The organism is Microbacterium sp. OVT16B, assembly GCF_019969705.1.
GTDB classification, from domain to species: domain Bacteria; phylum Actinomycetota; class Actinomycetes; order Actinomycetales; family Microbacteriaceae; genus Microbacterium; species Microbacterium natoriense.
Genome location: NZ_JAHXZA010000001.1, coordinates 3,607,910 through 3,626,851, shown reverse-complemented (window position 1 = coordinate 3,626,851; position 18,942 = coordinate 3,607,910). Strand labels below are relative to the sequence as shown.

General features: G+C 71.2%; 18 protein-coding genes. 11 read left to right on the top strand and 7 right to left on the bottom strand.

All coding sequences use genetic code 11. The features are described from left to right. The first annotated feature begins 105 nt into the window (after window positions 1-105). The 9 genes from LC438_RS17035 (at window position 106) to LC438_RS16995 (ending at window position 8,521) form a co-directional block, all read left to right on the top strand. On the top strand, window positions 106-1,380 hold the full coding sequence (locus LC438_RS17035; protein ID WP_223587277.1) for a right-handed parallel beta-helix repeat-containing protein: 1,275 nt from the start codon (window positions 106-108) through the stop codon (window positions 1,378-1,380). Window positions 1,381-1,385: 5 nt separating this feature from the next. After that, entirely contained in the window at window positions 1,386-2,033 is a 648-nt protein-coding gene (locus LC438_RS17030; protein ID WP_223587276.1) for a hypothetical protein, read from the top strand. Beyond that, window positions 2,026-3,102: a Dyp-type peroxidase gene (locus LC438_RS17025; RefSeq protein WP_223587275.1), complete on the top strand. Its 1,077-nt coding sequence runs from the start codon at window positions 2,026-2,028 to the stop codon at window positions 3,100-3,102. The genes LC438_RS17030 and LC438_RS17025 overlap by 8 nt, the downstream gene beginning before the upstream one ends. Window positions 3,103-3,210: 108 nt before the next feature. Continuing rightward, on the top strand, window positions 3,211-3,414 hold the full coding sequence (locus LC438_RS17020) for a cold-shock protein (protein ID WP_017831237.1): 204 nt from the start codon (window positions 3,211-3,213) through the stop codon (window positions 3,412-3,414). A 168-nt stretch (window positions 3,415-3,582) separates the two neighbouring features. After that, a complete protein-coding gene (locus LC438_RS17015) occupies window positions 3,583-4,623 on the top strand; it encodes an iron-siderophore ABC transporter substrate-binding protein (RefSeq protein ID WP_223587274.1) in 1,041 nt (346 codons plus the stop codon). Between the two features lie 32 nt (window positions 4,624-4,655). Further along, on the top strand, window positions 4,656-5,711 hold the full coding sequence (locus tag LC438_RS17010; protein WP_223587273.1) for an iron ABC transporter permease: 1,056 nt from the start codon (window positions 4,656-4,658) through the stop codon (window positions 5,709-5,711). After that, window positions 5,708-6,769 (top strand): iron chelate uptake ABC transporter family permease subunit, encoded by a 1,062-nt coding sequence (locus tag LC438_RS17005; protein WP_223587272.1) that lies wholly within the window; start codon window positions 5,708-5,710, stop codon window positions 6,767-6,769. Before LC438_RS17010 ends, LC438_RS17005 begins: the two co-directional genes overlap by 4 nt. After that, the gene (locus LC438_RS17000; protein ID WP_105673168.1) at window positions 6,766-7,566 is read left to right on the top strand and encodes an ABC transporter ATP-binding protein; all 801 of its coding nucleotides are present in this window, start codon (window positions 6,766-6,768) and stop codon (window positions 7,564-7,566) included. Before LC438_RS17005 ends, LC438_RS17000 begins: the two co-directional genes overlap by 4 nt. After that, entirely contained in the window at window positions 7,556-8,521 is a 966-nt protein-coding gene (locus tag LC438_RS16995; protein WP_105673169.1) for a siderophore-interacting protein, read from the top strand. Before LC438_RS17000 ends, LC438_RS16995 begins: the two co-directional genes overlap by 11 nt. Window positions 8,522-8,629: 108 nt before the next feature. Here the strand turns inward: LC438_RS16995 and LC438_RS16990 are convergent, their stop codons facing one another. Beyond that, complete coding sequence (locus tag LC438_RS16990) at window positions 8,630-9,472, bottom strand: alpha/beta fold hydrolase (protein ID WP_223587271.1); 843 nt, start codon at window positions 9,470-9,472, stop codon at window positions 8,630-8,632. 94 nt (window positions 9,473-9,566) lie between these two features. Between LC438_RS16990 and LC438_RS16985 the strand changes: the two genes are divergently transcribed. Together LC438_RS16985 and LC438_RS16980 are read left to right on the top strand one after the other, a co-directional pair. Beyond that, the gene (locus LC438_RS16985; protein WP_223587270.1) at window positions 9,567-10,127 is read left to right on the top strand and encodes a TetR/AcrR family transcriptional regulator; all 561 of its coding nucleotides are present in this window, start codon (window positions 9,567-9,569) and stop codon (window positions 10,125-10,127) included. A gap of 45 nt (window positions 10,128-10,172) precedes the next feature. Beyond that, window positions 10,173-10,751 carry a VanZ family protein gene (locus LC438_RS16980; RefSeq protein WP_223587269.1) on the top strand — a complete coding sequence of 193 codons (579 nt, stop codon included), beginning with the start codon at window positions 10,173-10,175 and terminating at the stop codon, window positions 10,749-10,751. 393 nt (window positions 10,752-11,144) lie between these two features. On the opposite strand, the gene LC438_RS16975 is transcribed toward LC438_RS16980, so the two are convergent. The 6 genes from LC438_RS16975 to LC438_RS18815 are packed head-to-tail and all read right to left on the bottom strand — an operon-like array spanning window position 11,145 to window position 18,885. After that, entirely contained in the window at window positions 11,145-11,816 is a 672-nt protein-coding gene (locus LC438_RS16975) for a response regulator (protein WP_105673172.1), read from the bottom strand. Then, window positions 11,813-14,335, bottom strand: a complete 2,523-nt coding sequence (locus LC438_RS16970; RefSeq protein ID WP_105673242.1) for an ATP-binding protein — start codon at window positions 14,333-14,335, stop codon at window positions 11,813-11,815. The genes LC438_RS16975 and LC438_RS16970 overlap by 4 nt, the downstream gene beginning before the upstream one ends. 26 nt (window positions 14,336-14,361) lie before the next feature. Continuing rightward, the gene (kdpC, locus tag LC438_RS16965; RefSeq protein WP_105673173.1) at window positions 14,362-14,964 is read right to left on the bottom strand and encodes a K(+)-transporting ATPase subunit C; all 603 of its coding nucleotides are present in this window, start codon (window positions 14,962-14,964) and stop codon (window positions 14,362-14,364) included. 12 nt (window positions 14,965-14,976) lie between these two features. Further along, window positions 14,977-17,115 (bottom strand): potassium-transporting ATPase subunit KdpB, encoded by a 2,139-nt coding sequence (kdpB, locus tag LC438_RS16960; RefSeq protein ID WP_105673174.1) that lies wholly within the window; start codon window positions 17,113-17,115, stop codon window positions 14,977-14,979. Between the two features lies 1 nt (window position 17,116). Then, complete coding sequence (kdpA, locus tag LC438_RS16955; RefSeq protein ID WP_105673175.1) at window positions 17,117-18,796, bottom strand: potassium-transporting ATPase subunit KdpA; 1,680 nt, start codon at window positions 18,794-18,796, stop codon at window positions 17,117-17,119. Next, window positions 18,796-18,885: a potassium-transporting ATPase subunit F gene (locus LC438_RS18815; protein WP_105673176.1), complete on the bottom strand. Its 90-nt coding sequence runs from the start codon at window positions 18,883-18,885 to the stop codon at window positions 18,796-18,798. The genes kdpA and LC438_RS18815 overlap by 1 nt, the downstream gene beginning before the upstream one ends. Window positions 18,886-18,942 lie beyond the last annotated feature (57 nt).

The window sequence follows — 18,942 nt, the reverse complement described above, 5'->3', positions numbered from 1 at the left end:
GCCGGCGCGAGTTCCCGATCAGCGCTCAAGCTCTGTGACCCCTTTCGGGGGTCACAGGCCGGTGTGGCGCCCGAGGCGTCGCGTCCTCGCCGGTAGCGTGCTCACGTGAAGAGAGTCGCCCCCGTCCTGGTGGCAGTGCTCCTGGCTGCGGCATCCCTCGTCGGCTGCGCGGCCGGAGCGTCCCCCGATCCCCAGGAGAAGAAGGACGTCGTGCGCGTCCCGCAGGACGCGTCGCTGACGGATGCCGGCGCGCTCGTCGCCGACGGCGGCATCATCCTGATCGCCCCCGGCACCTACACCGAGAGCCTGGACGTGCGCGGCGACGACGTGACCGTGCGGGGCGAGGACCGCAATGCGGTGATCCTCGACGGCGAGCTCACCCGCAGCAACGGCGTCGTCGGCACGGGGGAGCGGATCACGGTCGAGAACCTCACCGTCCGCAACTTCCTGCAGAACGGCGTTCTCATCACGGGTGTCACCGACGAGAACGGCGCCGGCATCGCGCGGGGCCCCGACGGCTACCTCCCCGATCAGAGCCCGCCGCCGGTGCCCGGCTACCTGGTGCAGCGGGTCACGGCGAACAACAACGGCCTGTACGGCATCTACGCCTTCAACCGCACCGACGGGGTGATCCGCGAGAACCTCGCCAGCGGCGGCTCGGACTCGGGCATCTACGTGGGTCAGTGCGAGCAGTGCGCAGCGCTCGTGCAGGACAACGTCATCACGATGAACGCCGCGGGGCTCGAGCTCGCCAACGCGTCGGGCGTCGTCATCACCGGCAACAGGATCGTGCGCAACCGCATCGGCATCAGCGTGCTCAGCAACTACCTCGAGGCGCACGGGCCGACCGCGGGCGTGCAGATCGTCGGCAACGTGATCGCCGACAACAACGAGGCGCAGACGCCGGAGCAGGCGGGCGGCGCGTTCGGCGTCGGTGTCGGACTCGGCGGGACGGTGGATGCCGTCGTCACGGCGAACCTCATCACGGGGCACAGCGCGGCCGGGGTGTGGGTGACGTCGTCGGAGGACTTCGCCCCCACCGGCACCTCTCTCGCGGGTGACGTCTTCGCGGGGAACGCTCTCGACGTCGCCTTCGCGCCGAACGAGCGGGCCACGGGCTCGGACAACTGCTTCACCCTGGACGCCTCCGCGACGACCGTTCCCGCGGGGCTGAGCGGATGCGCGACGGCGCCGGGCTCGTTCACGCAGGCGCCGGGGCCGGCGGGCATCATGTTCTCGAAGGTCGCCCTGCCGCCCCAGCGCCCCGGACTCGACGACGTCGACGACACGCCCCGCACGCTGCCGCGCACGGTCGAGATGCCCGATCTCAGCGCCGTGTCCGTGCCATCGGCCGATCTTCTGGCGGAGTCGGGGTCGTGAGGCGGATGCTCGCCGCCGTCGCGGCGGTCGCGGCATCCGTGCTGCTCCTGACCGGGTGCCAAGTCGGGTTGTCCGACGAGGGCGAGCCGCTGACGGTCGCACAGTCGGAGATGCTCGCGCAGACGCGGTTCCAGGTCGCGAGCCGGGGAGATGTCGTGCTGCACATCAGCATGCTCGCGGATGACGACGTGGATCACCGCGAGTACGAGGTCACCCTCGATCCGGTGGCCCACGCCGCGTGGGGTGTCATGCTCCGCGGGCCCTCGTCACTGGCCGTGGAGGAGACCGTGGCGTTCTCGCCCACGGCGTTCCTGCGGCAGGTCGACGGACAGTGGCAGAGCGAGGCCGCCCTCGATTCCGCGCTGTCGGTGGTCTTCGCGCTCGCCGCCGACCGGCCCGAGAACGCGCAGCTGCTGCGGCAGTCCGATGCGCGTCACCTCGGCGAGGTCGAGGTGGACGGCGAGCAGCAGCAGGTGTTCCGGCTGCCGAGCGTCGACGGCGGGGGCGAGGCGGTGACGAGGCTCTGGCTCGACGGCGACGGACGGCTGCGTCGGATGGATGCCGGAGACGACGAGCGCCTCGTGATCCTCCTCACCGACGACGCGCCGCTTCCGCGACCGGCCGGGCTGGAGCTCGGGGACGCAGATGGCTGACGAGGGAACGGGGCCCACCCGCCGCGGGTTCTTCGTCGGGGCCGCCGTCGCCGCAGGGACCGCGGTCGCCGCGGGCGCGACCGGCTGGCTGCTGCGCGGGGTCGACGGAGACGCATCGACCGCGGAGGGAGCCCCGACGGCATCCGCATCGCCGGCGCCGGACGCCGACCGGCGCCCCGGCATCACCTTCCCCGACGTGCCGCAACGGCACCTCGCGCTGCGCGTCCTCGCCCTCGACGGGGTGGAGTCGGCCGCTCTCCCCGCGCTGGTCGCCGCCGCGTCGCGCGTCGAGTCCCCGCCGGATGCCGGCGAGGTGACGGTGACCGTGGGCTACGCCCCGGCGCACGCGCTCACGCTGTGGCCGGAGCGCGCCGCCGCGGCATCCGAGCTCCCCGCGTTCGCGCACGACGATCCCGCCATCGTGACGGGAGGAGACCTCGCGGTGCAGGTGTGCGCCGAGACGGCATCCGGAGCGCGGGATGCCGCGGACGCGGTGGTCGCGGCTCTCGGCGCGAGGATCGTGTGGCAGCAGGCGGGCTACCGCGACGCCCCGACCCCCCACGGCACGGCGCGGACCTCGACCGGCTTCATCGACGGGATCGTCAACCCGCGCACGGCAGAGCTGCGCGAGGCCGGGGTCTGGACGGATGCCGCCCACCACGACACGCACCTGGTGGTCCGTCGCATGCTCATCTCCGCGTCGTTCACCGCGCAGCCCGTGGCTGCGCAGGAGCAGGCCGTCGGGCGCTCGCGCGACACCGGCGCCCCGCTGTCGGGCGGCGGCCCCGACGACGAGGTCGACCTGTTCGCGAAGACCGCGGACGGGAGGCTGCTCACCCCGGCGGCGAGCCACGCGCGCCGTGCGCACCCGTCGCACATCGGACGCCCGTTGATGCTGCGCCGCAGCTACAGCTTCGACCCGCCGAGCGGGGCGGGTCTGGTGTTCATCGCCTTCCTGTCCGACCCGCAGACCTTCGTGATGACGCAGCGCCGGATGGACGAGATGGACGACCTGATGGCGGCCACGACCACGGACGCCTCGGGCTGCTTCTTCGTCCCGGGGGAATGAACGAGCAGACTGTCAGCCGGGCGTGGTACGGTGACGGAGCGCGCGCGGTGGATGTTCCGCCGCGGCGCAGACTGCGAAAGCGGTCATTTCAACAGAAAGTAGAAACACATGGCCACTGGCACTGTGAAATGGTTCAACGCGGAGAAGGGCTTCGGCTTCATCGCTCCTGATGACGGCTCGGACGACCTCTTCGCCCACTACTCGGCTATCGCCGGCTCCGGTTTCAAGGAGCTCCGCGAGAACCAGAAGGTCGAATTCGACGCTGAGCGTGGCCCCAAGGGCATGCAGGCGGCGAACATCCGCGCTCTCTGAGCGCGCGCTGACTTCCTGAACCGGCCGGACCCTCACGGGTCCGGCCGGTTTCTGCGTTACGGGGGAGTTAGGGTGACCTAAACGTTTGTGTTAGGTTAGGCCAGGCTTACCAAAGCCTTCCGGCGCGAACAGCGCCACGCCCCCTCACCCGAACCGAAGGGAACGCCTGTGCGCACCTCCCGTCTCCTCGCCCTCGGCGCCGCCGCACTCGCCCTGAGCCTCACCGCCTGCGCGGGGTCCACCACTACCGGAGGCGCGCCCACGTCTTCCGCCGACTCCTCAGGGGTCGTCGCCGACGGCACGTTCCCCGTGACCATCGCCCACGCCTACGGCGAGACCACGATCGAGAAGCAGCCCGAGCGGGTCGCCACGGTCGCCTGGTCCAACCAGGAGGTCCCGCTCGCCCTCGGCATCGTGCCCGTCGGCATGGCCAAGGTGACCTGGGGCGACGACGACGGCGACGGCGTGCTGCCCTGGGTCGAGGACAAGCTCGACGAGCTCGGCGCCGACACCCCCGTGCTGTTCGACGAGACCGACGGCATCGACTACGAGGCCGTCGCCGACACCAAGCCCGACGTGATCCTCGCCGCCTACTCCGGTCTGACGCAGGAGCAGTACGACACGCTCTCCAAGATCGCGCCCGTCGTCGCCTACCCCGACGTCGCGTGGGGCACCTCGATCGACGTCATGATCCGTCTCGACGCGAAGGCCATCGGCCTCTCCACGTCGGGCGAAAAGCTGATCGGCGATCTGAAGGCCGAGGCGGATGCCGCGCTCGAGGCGCACAGCGTGCTCAAGGACAAGAAGCTGCTGTTCTCCTACATCGACGCGTCCGACCTCAGCCAGATCGGCTTCTACAACGCCGTCGACACGCGCCCCGGCTACCTGCACGACAACCTCGGACTGCCGTACCCCTCGATCGTCGAGGAGAGCGCCGACAGCACCGAGTTCTACCAGACGGTGAGCTCGGAGGAGGCGGAGAAGTTCCAGGACGTCGACGTCTTCGTCGTCTACGGTGACGAGTCGATCATCCCCGTGCTCCAGGCCGACCCGCTGCTGTCGAAGATCCCCGCCATCGCCGAAGGGCGCATCGCCGTGCTCGGCGACGCGACGCCGCTCGCGGCATCCGCCAACCCGTCGCCGTTGTCGATCCCGTGGGGTCTCGACGACTACCTCGCCGTGCTGGCGAAGCCGCTCGCCGCGAGCTGACATCGGGTCCGCGCCGGCGGAACGACCTCATCGTGAGCTCCACCATCACCACCGCGACCAGCGGGAGACCGGGCGCCGCAGACCTGCGGCGCCCGGTCGTGGTGCGCACCGCCTGGCTCCTCGCCGGCGTCGCACTCATCGTCGTGCTCGGCATCCTCTCCGTGTCCTTCGGGGTGCGCGAGGTCGGCCTGTCCGACATCCTCGCCGCGCTCTCCGGGCACGATGAGACGATCTCGCAGGCCGCCATCGTCAAGCGCGTCCCGCGCACCGTGCTGGCGATCCTCGTCGGCGCCGCCCTCGCTCTCTCGGGCGCGGCGATGCAGGCCGTGACCCGCAACCCGGTCGCCGACCCCGGCATCCTCGGCGTCACCAACGGCGCCGCTCTCGCGGTGGTCGTGGGCCTCGCGTTCTTCGGTCTCACCGAGCCGTACGGGCAGATGGCCCTCGCCATCGTCGGCGCGGCGGCGGCCGCCGCCTTCGTCTACACGGTCGGCTCACTCGGCCGCGGCGGAGCGACGCCGCTCAAGCTCGCTCTCGCGGGCGCCGCCACCTCGGCCGCGTTCGCCTCGCTCATCAGCGCGATCATGCTGCCCCGCGTCGATCTGCTCCCGGCGTTCCAGTCCTGGCAGGTCGGCGGCGTCGGCGGCGCCGAGTGGCCGCGCATCGCGATCACTGCTCCCGTGCTCGCGGCGGGCGCGCTGATCTGCATCGCCAGCGCGCGGGGCATGAACTCCCTCGCTCTCGGCGACGACATGGCCGCCGGTCTCGGCGAGCACGTGTTCCGCACGCGGCTCGTCTCGGCGCTCGGTGCGGTGATCCTCGCGGGCGCGGCGACGGCGATCGCGGGTCCGATCGGTTTCGTCGGCCTCATCGTGCCCCACGCCTGCCGGATGCTCATCGGCACCGACCACCGCTGGCTCCTGCCGTTCTCGGCTCTCACCGGCTCCGCGCTCCTGCTCGCGAGCGATGTCATCGGCCGCGTGATCGCCCCCTCGTCCGAGGAGATCCAGGTCGGCATCATCACCGCCGTCATCGGCGCCCCCTTCTTCATCTGGATCGTCCGCCGCCAGAAGGTGCGTGAACTGTGACCGCCACCGAGACCGCGGTGCTCGCCGCGACCGACCGTGCCGCCGCCGTGATCGCGGGGCGCCGCTCCCGCCACCGCAGGCACGCGCGCACGACGATCGCGCTGGGCGTCCTGGTGTTCGCGCTGCTGGCCGTCGCGCTCATGGTGGGCAACACCTTCTACGGTCCGAGCGAGGTCGTGCGCGTCATCCTCGGGCAGACGGTCCCCGGCGCCTCCTTCACGGTCGGCGAGCTGCGGCTGCCGCGCTCGGTGCTCGCGGTGCTCGCCGGGTTCGCGTTCGGCATCGCCGGGGTCTGCTTCCAGACCCTCCTGCGGAACCCGCTCGCCTCCCCCGACATCATCGGCATCGCCGACGGTGCGGGAGCCGCTGCGGTCATCGGCATCGTGGTGCTCTCGCTGAGCGGGCCGGCAGTCTCGCTCCTCGCGCTCGGCGGGGCGCTGCTCACCGCCGGGGCGATCTACCTGCTGTCGATCAAGGGCGGCTTCGCGGGCACCCGGCTGATCCTCATCGGGATCGGCGTCGCGGCCATGCTGCAGAGCGTGATCTCCTATCTGCTGTCGCGGGCGGCGCAGTGGGACATCCAGACGGCGATGCAGTGGCTCACGGGCAGCCTGAACAACGCCTCCTGGGAGCGCGTCATCCCCCTCGCGATCGCCTCCGCGGTGATCCTGCCGCTCATGCTCCTGCAGGGCAGGGCGATGGGCGCGATGCAGCTGGGCGACGACTCGGCCGCGGGGCTCGGCGTGCGCGTGACCCCCACCCGTCTGCTGTTCATCCTCGGAGCGGTCGCGCTGCTCGCCTTCGCCACCGCGGCCACGGGGCCGATCGCCTTCGTGGCGTTCATGGCGGGTCCCATCGCCGCCCGCCTCACCGGGCCCGGCGCGAACCTGCTCCTGCCGAGCGCGTTCGTCGGCGCCGTGCTGGTGCTCGGCGGCGACCTGATCGGCCAGTTCGCCTTCGGGGAGCGCTACCCGGTCGGCGTCATCACCGGCGTGCTCGGCGCCCCGTACCTGATCTACCTGCTCATCCGCACCAACCGCTCGGGAGGCTCCCTGTGACCGAGGCGCACACCCTGTCGGCCGAGGCCGTGACCCTCGCCTACGGAGACCGCACCATCATCGACGGGCTCGATCTGCAGATCGCTCCCGGCAGGATCACCACGATCGTCGGGGCGAACGGATGCGGCAAGTCGACGCTGCTGCGCGCGCTGGCGCGCCTGCTCTCGCCGACCTCGGGGCAGATCGTGCTCGACGGCACGTCCCTGCACGCGCGGCCGACCAAGGAGGTCGCACGGGTCCTCGGGCTGCTGCCGCAGTCGCCCGTCGCTCCGGAGGGGATCGCCGTGGCCGACCTCGTCGGACGCGGCCGGCATCCGCACCAGAGGATGCTGTCGCGCTGGACCGCGCACGACTACGAGGTGGTCGCCGACGCGCTCGCCGCGACCGGAACGACCGAGCTCGCCGACCGCAGCGTCGACGAGCTCTCCGGCGGGCAGCGCCAGCGCGTGTGGATCGCGATGGCTCTCGCGCAGGAGACCGACATCCTGCTGCTCGACGAGCCGACCACCTTCCTCGACGTCGCCCATCAGGTCGAGGTGCTCGATCTGCTCACCGACCTCAGCGTCTCGCGCGGCACCACGATCGTGATGGTGCTGCACGACCTCAACCTCGCCGCCCGCTACGCCGACGAGCTCGTCGCCATGAAGGACGGCCGCGTGCACGCCGTCGGCACCCCGCACGAGGTCGTCACCGCCGAGCTGGTCCGCGAGGTCTTCGGGCTCGCCAACCACGTCACCATCGACCCGGTGTCGGGGACACCGCTCGTCACACCCATCGGGAGGCATCATGTCCGCTGAGACCACCACCGCTGCAGAGACCAAGGCCCGTCCGACCTACGCGCTCGCCCTGACCGAGGTGCGCGCGGTCGACCGGGTGTCGCCGAACTTCGTGCGGATCACCTTCGGCGGCGAGGATCTCGACGAGTTCGGTACGCCCGGCGACGTCTTCGACGCGCGGATCAAGATCATCTTCCCGCCCGCGCCGCATGCGATCCCGGCGATCGACCGCGACTCCGACGACTGGTGGGGCTCCTACCTCGCCGTGCCGGAGGAGGAGCGCGGATCGATGCGCACCTACTCCGTACGCGAGCTGAGGGTGACGGATGCCGGCACCGAGGTGGTCGTCGACTTCGTGCTGCATCTCGAGCCCGGCCTCACCGGCCCCGCGTCGACGTGGGCGAGCTCCGCCGAGGTCGGCCAGCCGGTGTTCATCGTCGGGCCGCGTCGCGGCATCCCCGCGAGCGTGCACGGCGGGGCGGAGTTCGCGCCGGGCACCGCGAGGTCGGTGCTGCTGGCCGGAGACGAGACCGCGGCGCCGGCGATCGCCCGCATCCTGGAGGACGCCCCGCGCGAGCTCCGCGGCACCGCGTTCATCGAGGTGCCGACGGCATCCGACATCCTCTCGATCGATGCGCCCTCGGGCGTCGAGGTCACCTGGCTGCCCCGGGCCGAGGGCGAGCTGCACGGATCGGCGCTGATGCCCGCGGTCCTCACCCATCTCGGCGACGCCCCGTCGGCCCTCGAGGTGCAGGACATCGACGGCGAGGATCTCCTGTGGGAGACCCCTGACTACTCCGGCCTCGGCGAGGAGATCGCCGCGGCCGATGCGCCGGCCGATCGCTACTTCTGGATCGCGGGCGAGAGCGGCGTCGTCACCACGCTGCGCCGGCACCTGGTGAAGGACCTCGGCGTCGACCGCGGGCAGGTGGCCTTCATGGGCTACTGGCGCCGCGGCGTCGCGATGCGCGGCTGAGCCGCCCTCCTCCGCTCCGGTCGCACACCCGGTCGTCGATCCGCGAAGGACGGGACCGGGCGTGCGACCTGGGGAATGCCGCGACGGGGGCGCCGCCGCGGCATTCGATCACTTCGCGAGGAAGTCCTTCAGAGCGGCGTTGACCTCGTCGGCGTGGGTCCAGAGCAGCCCGTGCGGGGCGCCCTCGACCTCGACGTAGTCGGCCGCGGGCACGGCCTCGTGGAAGCGACGGGCGGTCGCGTCGATGGGGAGGATGTTGTCCTTCGTGCCGTGCAGGATCAGCGTGGGCTTCCCGGCCGCGCGCACGGCGTCGACGTCTCCGCGGAAGTCCTCGATCCACGCCGGGACCACGGCGTAGGCGGCGACGGGGGCGCTGCCGACGGCGACGTTCCAGCTGCCGGTGACGGCCTGCTCGCTGATGCGCGATCCGAGGTTCTCGTCGAGGTTGTAGAAGTTCTTGTAGAAGTCGGTGAACCACGCGAAGCGGTCGCCCTTGGCGGCGGCTTCGATGCCGTCGAAGACCTCCTGCGGGACGCCCTCGGGGTTGTCGTCGCGCTGCACGAGGAAGGGCTCGAGCGAGGCGAGGAAGGCGAGCTTCGCGACGCGGTCGTGGCCGTAGCGCGCCACGTAGCGGGCGAGCTCTCCGGTGCCCATCGAGAAGCCGACGAGCACGACGTCGCGCAGATCGAGGGTCTCGAGGACCGTGTTGAGGTCGGCGGCGAAGGTGTCGTAGTCGTAGCCGGAGTTCACCTTCGAGGACTGGCCGAAGCCGCGGCGGTCGTAGGTGATCACCCGGTAGCCCTGGGCGAGGAGCTCGCGGGTCTGGCGTTCCCAGCTGTGGCCGTCGAGCGGGTAGCCGTGGATCAGCACGACCGGCTGGCCTGCTCCCTGGTCTTCGTAGTACAGCTCGATCGGGGTGCTGTTCTCTTGTCCGACGGTGATGTAACCCATGATCGTGTCCTTTCGATTCGGTGAGAACGATCGTTCTCGCTCGATGTGCTCCAATCTAGAGAACGATCGTTCTCATGTCAAGTACACTGGGGGCATGACCGAAGACGACGCCCGCGAGCGCATCCTCTCCGCTGCCGAGGAGCTCTACTACCGCAAGGGCTACGCGGCGGTCGGCATGGACGAGCTCCGCGCTGCCGCCGGCGTGTCGCTGCGGCGGCTGTACGCCCTGTTCCCCGCGAAGAACGACATCGTCGCCGCGGTGCTGCAGCGCAAGCACCGCGAGTGGGAGTCGTCGCTGGCGGCGGCGGTGGCGGATGCCGGCACGGATCCGCGTGCCCGGCTGCTCGCGGTCTACGGCTACCTGGAGGACTGGTTCTGCACCGGCGACTTCCGCGGCTGCGCCTTCATCAACGCGTTCGGCGAGCTCGGCGGCACCAACCCCGAGGTCGCGACGATCGTTCGCGAGCACAAGGCCTCGTTCCAGGCGTACATGGCGGGCCTCGTCGTCGAGGCGGGCGCCCCGGCATCCCTCGCCGCGCAGCTCTCGATCCTCGCCGAGGGCGCCCAGAGCACCGCGGCGATCTCCGCCGATCCGCAGGTCGCCGTGCAGGCGCGCGGAGCAGCCGAGGTCCTCATCGACGCCGCGATGGCGTAGCGCCTTCGGAAACCTCACATACGAAGTCGGCTAGCGTTGACGATCGTGCAAGGCGTCTATGAGCAGGTTCAGGTTCCGGTGCTGCCGGTGGTCATCCCCCTCGGCATCGTGATCTTCGGGCTGCTGCTGTGGCGCCTCGTGGCGAAGCGGCTGCTCTCCGTTCCGCGGGCGCTGGTGGCCGCCGCCCTGGCCGTGTACGCCGCCGGCATCGTCGGGAACACGGTCTTCCCGATCTTCGTGAACCCCATCATCGGCCCGGATGACTGGACCCCCGGACTCGCGCTCATCCCCTTCGCCGACTACGAGATCGAGGACGCGCTGATCAACGTGGCGGTGTTCGTGCCGCTCGGGATGCTCGTCCCGCTGCTTCTCGCGAAGCCGACGTGGGGGAAGGTGCTCCTGGCGGTGGTCGGCACGAGCCTCGGCATCGAGCTGATCCAGCTGGCGGCGCAGAAGTACTTCGCCGGAGGGCACATCGCCGACGTCAACGACCTGCTCTCCAACGTCGCCGGTGGGATGCTCGGCTACCTGCTGCTGCTCGGCCTGTATCGCGTTCCCGGGCTCTCCGGTGTCATCGAACGCTTCCACTGGGCTCCCGCTGCGGCGCCGGCATCCGCGGCATAGGTTCTCCCCGCCCGGACGCACTGTCCGGTGCGCCGGTGCTCCGGTGCCCCGATGCCCCGGGTCCGCCGAGGGGCCGCCCGGGATCCGGCGGATGGCTCGAGATCCGGATGCCGTCGGCCCGAGCATCCGGATGTCGGTCGTTCTTCCGGATCTGGGGCGTAGGGGAGACGCAGCGTTGCCCTCCCGCGGCCCGGCACCTTTGGACCGCTCGAACCGCCGCAGGTCGCGCCCGGTGTCCGGTGGATGGTTCGAGATCCGGATGCCGTCGGCCGCAGCATCCGGATGTCGGTCGATTTTCCGGATCTCGGGCGCACGAGGAGCGGCCTCAGACGGGGAGCGGCTTCGGGCGAGAAGCGGCCTCAGAGGAAGAGTCTCCTCAGAGGAAGAGCCTCCTCAGAGCACGAGCCGGTAGCCCATCCCGGACTCGGTGAGCAGGTGCTCCGGTGCACCGGGGGAGGCCTCGAGCTTCTTGCGCAGCTGCGACATGTAGAGCCGCAGGTACCCGGAGTCGGAGACCTGCTCGCTGCCCCAGATCTCCTTCAGCAGGTCCTGCCGCGTGACCAGGGCGCCGGGATGCCGTGACAGGTGCTCCAGCATCCGCCACTCCGTCGGGGTCAGGTGCACCCGCGCACCGGCGCGCGTGACCGTCTTGGTGGCCAGGTCGACGACGACGTCGCCGAAGCCGACGGTCGACTCGCCGCCCGCGGGCACGCTGCGGCGGGAGAGCGCCCGCAGCCGCGCGAGCAGCTCGTCGACCTGGAACGGCTTGGTGACGAAGTCGTCGGCTCCGGCGTCGAGCGCCTCGACCTTGTCGGCCGAGCCGGTGCGCCCGGAGACGACGATGATCGGCACGTTCGTCCAGCCGCGCAGCGCCTGGATCACCTCGATGCCGTCGAGCCGCGGCATCCCGAGGTCGAGCATGATGAGGTCGGGGTGGGTCTGGGCGGCGGCGGCGATGGCCGCGGCCCCGTCGGGGGCGACGACGACCTCGTATCCGTGGGCGGCGAGGGTGATCCGCAGCGCCCGCACCATCTGCGGGTCGTCGTCGGCGATGAGAAGCTTCATTCCGTCTCCGGCTCGGGGAGTCCTGCGGCCAGCGGCAGGGAGATGACCATCGTGAGTCCGCCTCCAGGGGTGTCCTCGGGTGTCAGGCTACCGCCCATGCCCTCGGTGAACCCGCGCGACAGGGCGAGACCGAGGCCGAGGCCGGTCGTGTTGTCCGTGTCGCCGAAGCGCTGGAAGGGCTGGAACATGCGGTCGCGGCGCTCGACGGGCACGCCGTCTCCGCGGTCGATGACCCTGATCTCCGCGCGGTCGCCGAGGGCGCTGGTGGAGATGATCACCCTGGTGTCGTCGGGCGAGTGGCGGCGGGCGTTGGCGAGCACGTTCACGATCACGCGCTGGAGCAGCACGGGGTCGGCGTACAGCGCGGGAAGGTCGGGGTCGAGGGTGAGCTCGACATCTGCCGGCCCCAGGCCCAGCTCGTCGACCGCGGCGAGGACGGTGCCGGCGGCATCCATCCGCGTGGCCGACACGGCGAGCACCCCCGCCTGCACGCGGCTCACATCGAGCAGGTCGGTCACGAGGGTCGACAGCGTGGCGAGGCTCTCGTCGGCCGTGGCGAGCAGCTCGTCGCGGTCGGATGCCGACAGCTCGTGCGCCCCGCGGAGTCCGCCGATCGCCGCGACCGCCGAGGCGAGCGGACGGCGCAGGTCGTGGCTGACCGCGGAGAGCAGGGCGCTGCGCACCTGATCGGTCTCGACCAGCGCCTCGGCCTCACGGGCGGTCGCGCGCAGGTCGGTGTGCTCCATCGCCGCCGACAGCTGCGCGACGATGGCGTCGAGCAGTCGCCGCTCCGGGCCGTCGAGCGGAGCGCCGTTGAGTTCCAGGAGGGCCCGCGGCGCTCCCGTGACGGTCAGCCCGACGGGTACGGTCGTCGCCCGGCCGTCGGCCACGGGTTCGCCGTCGCTGGCCAGCAGCTCGCCCTCCGGCGACAGCAGCCGCACGCCGCTCAGCCCGAACGCCTCGCGCGTGCGGCTGACCAGCGCGAGCACGGCGTTGTCTCCGCGGAGCACGTTGCCGGCGACCGCGGCCAGCAGCTCGGCTTCGGCCGCGGCGCGCTGGGCCGTGCGTGCTCGGCGGGCGGCCTGGTCGACGATGAGGCTGACCAGGATCGCGATGACGACGTACAGGCTGAGCGCGAGGGCGTGCAGCGGGTGGGCGATCGTGATGGTGAACAGCGGCGCGACGAAGAGGAAGTCCAGCGTGATCCCGGAGAGCACGGCGGCGAACACCGCCGGACGCAGACCGCCGACCAGGGAGACGACGACCACGAGCAGCTGGTAGGCGAGCACCTCGGCGGTGATCGACTCCGGGCTGCGGAAGGTGAACATCACCCAGGAGAGCAGCGGGCCGAAGACGAGGGCGGTGGCGAAGCCCAGGGCCTCTCGGCGCCAGCCGAGCGCTCCGCCCTTGAGCCGGGGCAGCACGACCCGTCCGCCGGCGGCGGCGTGGGTCACGATGTGCACGTCGATGTCGCCGGAGCGGCGGATGATCTCCGAGCCGATGCCCGGTCCCGTGAGGGCGGCGGTGAGGCGGCTGCGCCGGCTGACGCCGATGACCAGCTGCGTGGCGTCCGCCCCCTGCGCGAACTCGACGAGCGTGCCGGGGATGTCGTCGCCGATGATCTGGTGGAAGCTGCCGCCGAGCGACTCGACGAGCGACCGCTGGGCGGCGAGGGCGCCGGGGGTCTCGTCGCGGAGTCCGTCCTGGGCGGTGACGTGCACGGCGAGCAGCTCGCCTCCGGCCGAACGTGCGGCGATGCGCGCGCCGCGGCGCAGCAGGGTCTCGCCCTCGGGGCCGCCGGTGAGCGCGACGACGACGCGCTCGCGGGCCTGCCAGGTGCCCTCGATGCCCTGTTCGGCGCGGTAGGTGCGCAGGGCGCTGTCGACCTCGTCGGCCAGCCACAGCAGCGCGAGCTCGCGGAGTGCCGTGAGGTTGCCGAGCCGGAAGTAGTTCGACAGGGCCGCGTCGATCCGCTCGGCGGGGTAGACGAGGCCCGCGGAGAGCCGGTCCCGCAGCGACTGCGGCGCGAGGTCGACGACCTCGATCTCGTCGGCGCCGCGGACCACGGCATCCGGCAGCGTCTCCTGCTGGGCGATGCCCGTGATCTTCTCGACGACCGCGTTGAGCGACTCGATGTGCTGCACGTTGACGGTGGTGATGACGTCGATGCCGGCGTCGAGCAGCGCATCCACGTCCTGCCAGCGCTTCGGATGAGCGGAGCCGGGGATGTTCGTGTGGGCGAGCTCGTCGACGAGGGCGATCTCGGGCGACCTCTCGAGCACCGCCTCCAGGTCGAGCTCGGTGAGCTCGACGCCGCGGTGCACCGCCGTGCGCCGGGGGATCTCGGGGAGGCCGATCGTCTGCGCCAGGGTGGCCGCCCTGCCGTGGGTCTCGACGACCGCGATCACGACGTCGCGGCCCTCCTGCAGCAGGCGCCGGCCCTCGGCGAGCATCTCGAAGGTCTTGCCGACTCCTGGCGCGGCGCCGAGCAGCACGCGAAGACGACCGCGGCGGGGCATCCGCTCGCGGTCCGTCCGCTCTGGCGTCATTCGCTCTCCCGCTCGTCGAGTGCGAGGTTGAGCTCGGCGACGTTGATGCGCTCCTCGCCGAGGAATCCCAGATCCCGCCCTTGAATCCTAGACTCCACGAGGTCCGTGACCTCCTGCTCCGAGAGTCCGCGCGCCGCGGCGACGCGGGGCGCCTGCAGCAGGGCGTAGGCGACGCTGATGTGCGGGTCGAGACCGGAGGCGGATGCCGTCACGGCGTCGGCCGGCACCTGCGCCGGATCCACGCCCTCGCGCTCGGCGATGGCCGTCTTGCGCTCCTGGATCGCGGCGACGAGGTCGGGGTTCTCCGGCCCCAGGTTGCTGCCGCTGGACGCGCCCGCGTCGTAGCCGTCGCCGGCGGCCGACGGGCGGGACTGGAAGTACTGCGGCAGGGCGTTGCCGTCGGCATCCGTGAAGGACTGCCCGATGAGGGCGCTGCCCTTGTCGCCGGGGAGCGCGGAGCCGTTCGCCTGCCAGGGCAGCAGCAGCTGGCCGATGCCGGTGACGAGGAGCGTGTAGCCGACGCCGAGGAGGAGGGTGAGGACGAGCATGGCACGGACGGCGACGCCGGTGGTGCGCAGGGCGGTGCGGGTGGAGGACATGGTGTGCGCCTTTCAGAAGCCCGGGATGAGGCTGACGACGAGGTCGATGAGCTTGATGCCGATGAACGGCGCGATGACGCCGCCGAGGCCGTAGATCAGCAGGTTGCGCTGCAGGATCTGCGATGCGCTCGCCGGCCGGTAGGCGACGCCGCGGAGGGCGAGCGGGATGAGGAAGACGATCACGATGGCGTTGAAGATGATCGCGCTGGTCACGGCGGATGCCGGTGAGTGCAGCTGCATCACGTTGAGCGCCGCGAGACCGGGGAACACGCCCATGAACATCGCGGGGATGATCGCGAAGTACTTCGCGATGTCGTTCGCGAGCGAGAACGTCGTGAGCGCGCCGCGCGTGATGAGCAGCTGCTTGCCGATGCGGACGATGTCGATGAGCTTGGTCGGGTCGGAGTCGAGGTCGACCATGTTGCCGGCCTCCTTCGCGGCCGAGGTGCCGGTGTTCATCGCGACGCCCACGTCGGCCTGAGCGAGCGCGGGGGCGTCGTTCGTGCCGTCGCCGGTCATCGCGACCAGGCGTCCGCCCTCCTGCTCTCGGCGGATCAGCTCGAGCTTCTGCTCGGGGGTGGCCTCGGCGAGGAAGTCGTCGACACCGGCCTCCTTCGCGATGGCCGCCGCCGTGAGGGGGTTGTCGCCCGTGATCATGACGGTGCGGATGCCCATGCTGCGCAGCTCGTCGAAGCGCTCGCGGAGTCCGTCCTTGACGATGTCCTTGAGGTGCACGACGCCGAGGATGCGGGCGTCGCCGTCGGCTGCGGTCACGGCGACGACGAGCGGGGTCCCGCCGCTCTGCGCGACGCCGTCGACGAGGCGGGTGAGCTCGGCATCCGCCGTCCCGCCCAGCCATGCGGCGACAGCGGAGCCTGCGCCCTTGCGGATCTGCGTGCCGTCGACGAGGTCGAGCCCCGACATGCGGGTCTGCGCCGTGAACGGCACGACCACGGCGTCCGAGGGCTCGGCGACGCGGATGCCCCGCGCCGTCGCCAGCTCGACGATCGACGCGCCCTCGGGGGTGGGGTCGGCGAGGGATGACAGCGCGGCGACCCGCAGCAGCTCATCGGCGTCGACGCCCGGCAGGGGCAGGACCTCGTGCGCACGCCGGTTGCCGTACGTGATGGTGCCGGTCTTGTCGAGCAGCAGCGTCGTCACGTCGCCCGCTGCCTCGACGGCCCGACCGGACATCGCCAGCACGTTGCGCTGCACGAGGCGGTCCATGCCCGCGATGCCGATCGCGGAGAGCAGGGCGCCGATGGTGGTCGGGATGAGGCAGACGAGCAGGGCGATCAGCACCGGGATGCTGACGGGAGACGCCGCGTACGACGCGATCGGGTTGAGCGCGAGCACGACGACGACGAACACGATCGACAGGCTCGCGAGCAGGATGTTCAGCGCGATCTCGTTGGGTGTGCGCTGACGGCTCGCCCCCTCGACGAGCGCGATCATGCGGTCGACGAAGGTCTCGCCGGGCTTCGAGGTGATGCGCACGACGATCCGGTCGGACAGCACCCGCGTGCCGCCCGTCACGGCGCTGCGGTCGCCGCCCGATTCGCGGATCACCGGGGCGCTCTCGCCCGTGATCGCCGACTCGTCGACGGTCGCGATGCCCGCGACGATGTCGCCGTCGCCGGGGATCAGTTCGCCCGCCGTGACGATCACGACGTCGTCGCGCTGCAGTTCGGCCGACGACACCTCGACGATCTCGGAGCGCTCGGCCGCGGCATCCGTCGCCTGGTCGTAGTGTGCGACGCGACGGGCCATGGTGCTCGTGCGGGTCTTGCGCAGGCTGGCCGCCTGGGCCTTGCCGCGCCCCTCGGCGACCGATTCGGCGACGTTCGCGAACAGCACCGTGAACCACAGCCAGATCGCGATGCCCCACGTGAAGATCGGGGGCACCGCCGTGCCGCCGGACTCGGCAGGGCCGCCCAGGAACGGCTCGGCGATCGCGAGCACGGTCGTGAACGCGGCGCCGGCCCAGACCAGCAGCATGACGGGGTTGCGCACGAGAGACGCGGGGTTGAGCTTGCGCAGGGCGCCGGGCAGCGCCTCGACGAGCTGGCCCCAGCTGAACGAGCGCGGCTTCGGGGCGGGAGCGGATGCCGCGGCATCCGTGTGTTCTGCGGGTGTGGTGATGAGCGTCATGTCAGACGAGTCCTTCGGCGAGCGGGCCCAGGGTGAGCACCGGGAAGTAGGTGAGCGCGGTGACGATGACCGCCACGGCGATGAGGAGGCCGACGAACTGCGGCCGGTGGGTGGGCAGGGTGCCGGAGGTCTCCGGCACGTGCTGCTGAGCGGCGAGCGAGCCGGCCAGCGCCAGCACGAGCACGATCGGGAGGAACCGGCCGAGCAGCATCGCGATGCCCAGCGCCGTGTTGAACCACGGGGTGTTCGCGGTGAGCCCCGCGAACGCCGATCCGTTGTTGTTGGCGGCGGAGGTGAAGGCGTAGAGCACCTCGCTCATGCCGTGCACCCCGGGGTTCCAGATGCTCGTGGCCTCGACATCCGCCCTGACGGCGGGGATCGCGAAGCTCAGCGCGGTGCCGGCGAGCACCAGGGTCGGCGTGACCAGGATGTACAGGCTGGCGAGCTTGATCTCCCTCGGGCCGATGCGCTTGCCGAGGTACTCCGGCGTGCGGCCGACGAGCAGTCCGCCGACGAACACCGCGATGATCGCGAGCACGAGCATCCCGTACAGACCAGAGCCGACGCCGCCGGGGGCGACCTCGCCGAGCATCATGTTGAGCATCGGCATCATGCCGCCGAGTGCCGTGTAGGAGTCGTGCATCGAGTTCACGGCCCCGGTCGAGGTGAGGGTCGACGCGCTGCCGAACAGGGCGGAGCCAAGGATGCCGAAGCGCTGCTCCTTGCCCTCCATCGCCGCTCCGGCGAGCTCCGGGGCGCTGCCGCGACCGGCGAGCTCCAGTGCCGAGAGCGCGAAGGTGGAGACGAGGAAGATCGTGCCCATGACCGCGGCGATCGCGTACCCCTGCCGGTCGTCGCCGACCAGGCGTCCGAACGTGCGGGGGAGTGCGAACGGGATCGCGAGGATGAGCAGGATCTCCAGCAGGTTCGTCCACCCTGTGGGGTTCTCGAAGGGGTGCGCGGAGTTCGCGTTGAAGAAGCCGCCGCCGTTCGTGCCGAGGAGCTTGATGGCCTCCTGCGAGGCGACGGGGCCTCCGGGGATCGTCTGCGCGCCCCCGGACACCGTGGTGACGTCGGTGAAGCCGGCGAAGTTCTGGATGACCCCTCCGGCGATCAGGGCCACGGCGCCGATCAGCGCGATCGGGAGCAGGATGCGCCCGAGCCCGCGGATGAGGTCGACCCAGAAGTTGCCGATCGTCGTGGAGCCGCGGCGGGCGAATCCGCGCACGAGTGCGACGGCGACGGCGATGCCGACCGCGGCCGACACGAAGTTCTGCACGGCGAGACCGGCGAGCTGCACGGTGTAGCCCATCGTGGTCTCGGGCGAGTACGACTGCCAGTTCGTGTTGGCGACGAAGGATGCCGCGGTGTTGAACGCGAGTCCCTCCGGCACGGCCGGAAGGCCGAGCGATTCGGGGAGGAACGCCTGGAGCCGCTGCAGGCCGTAGACGAGGAGTAGCCCGACGACCGAGAAGGCGAGGACGCCCCGCAGGTAGGCCCGCCACGTCTGCTCCGACGAGGAGTCGACGCCGATCAGGCGGTAGATGCCGCGCTCGACGCGCAGATCCTTGGGGGTGCTGAACACGTGCGCCATGTAGTCGCCCAGCGGGCGGTACAGCAGCACGAGCACCACGACCACGGCGACCGCCTGTGCGACGCCGAACCAGATCTCCCCGCCCATCAGAACTTCTCCGGGGCGACGAGGGCGACCACGAGGTAGACGACGGCGGCCACGGCGAGAGCCGCGGCGGCGATCTCGAAGAAGATCACAGTCGTTCCACCCCCTTGGCCACGAGGGAGACGAGGGCGAACAGCGCGAGAGTCAGC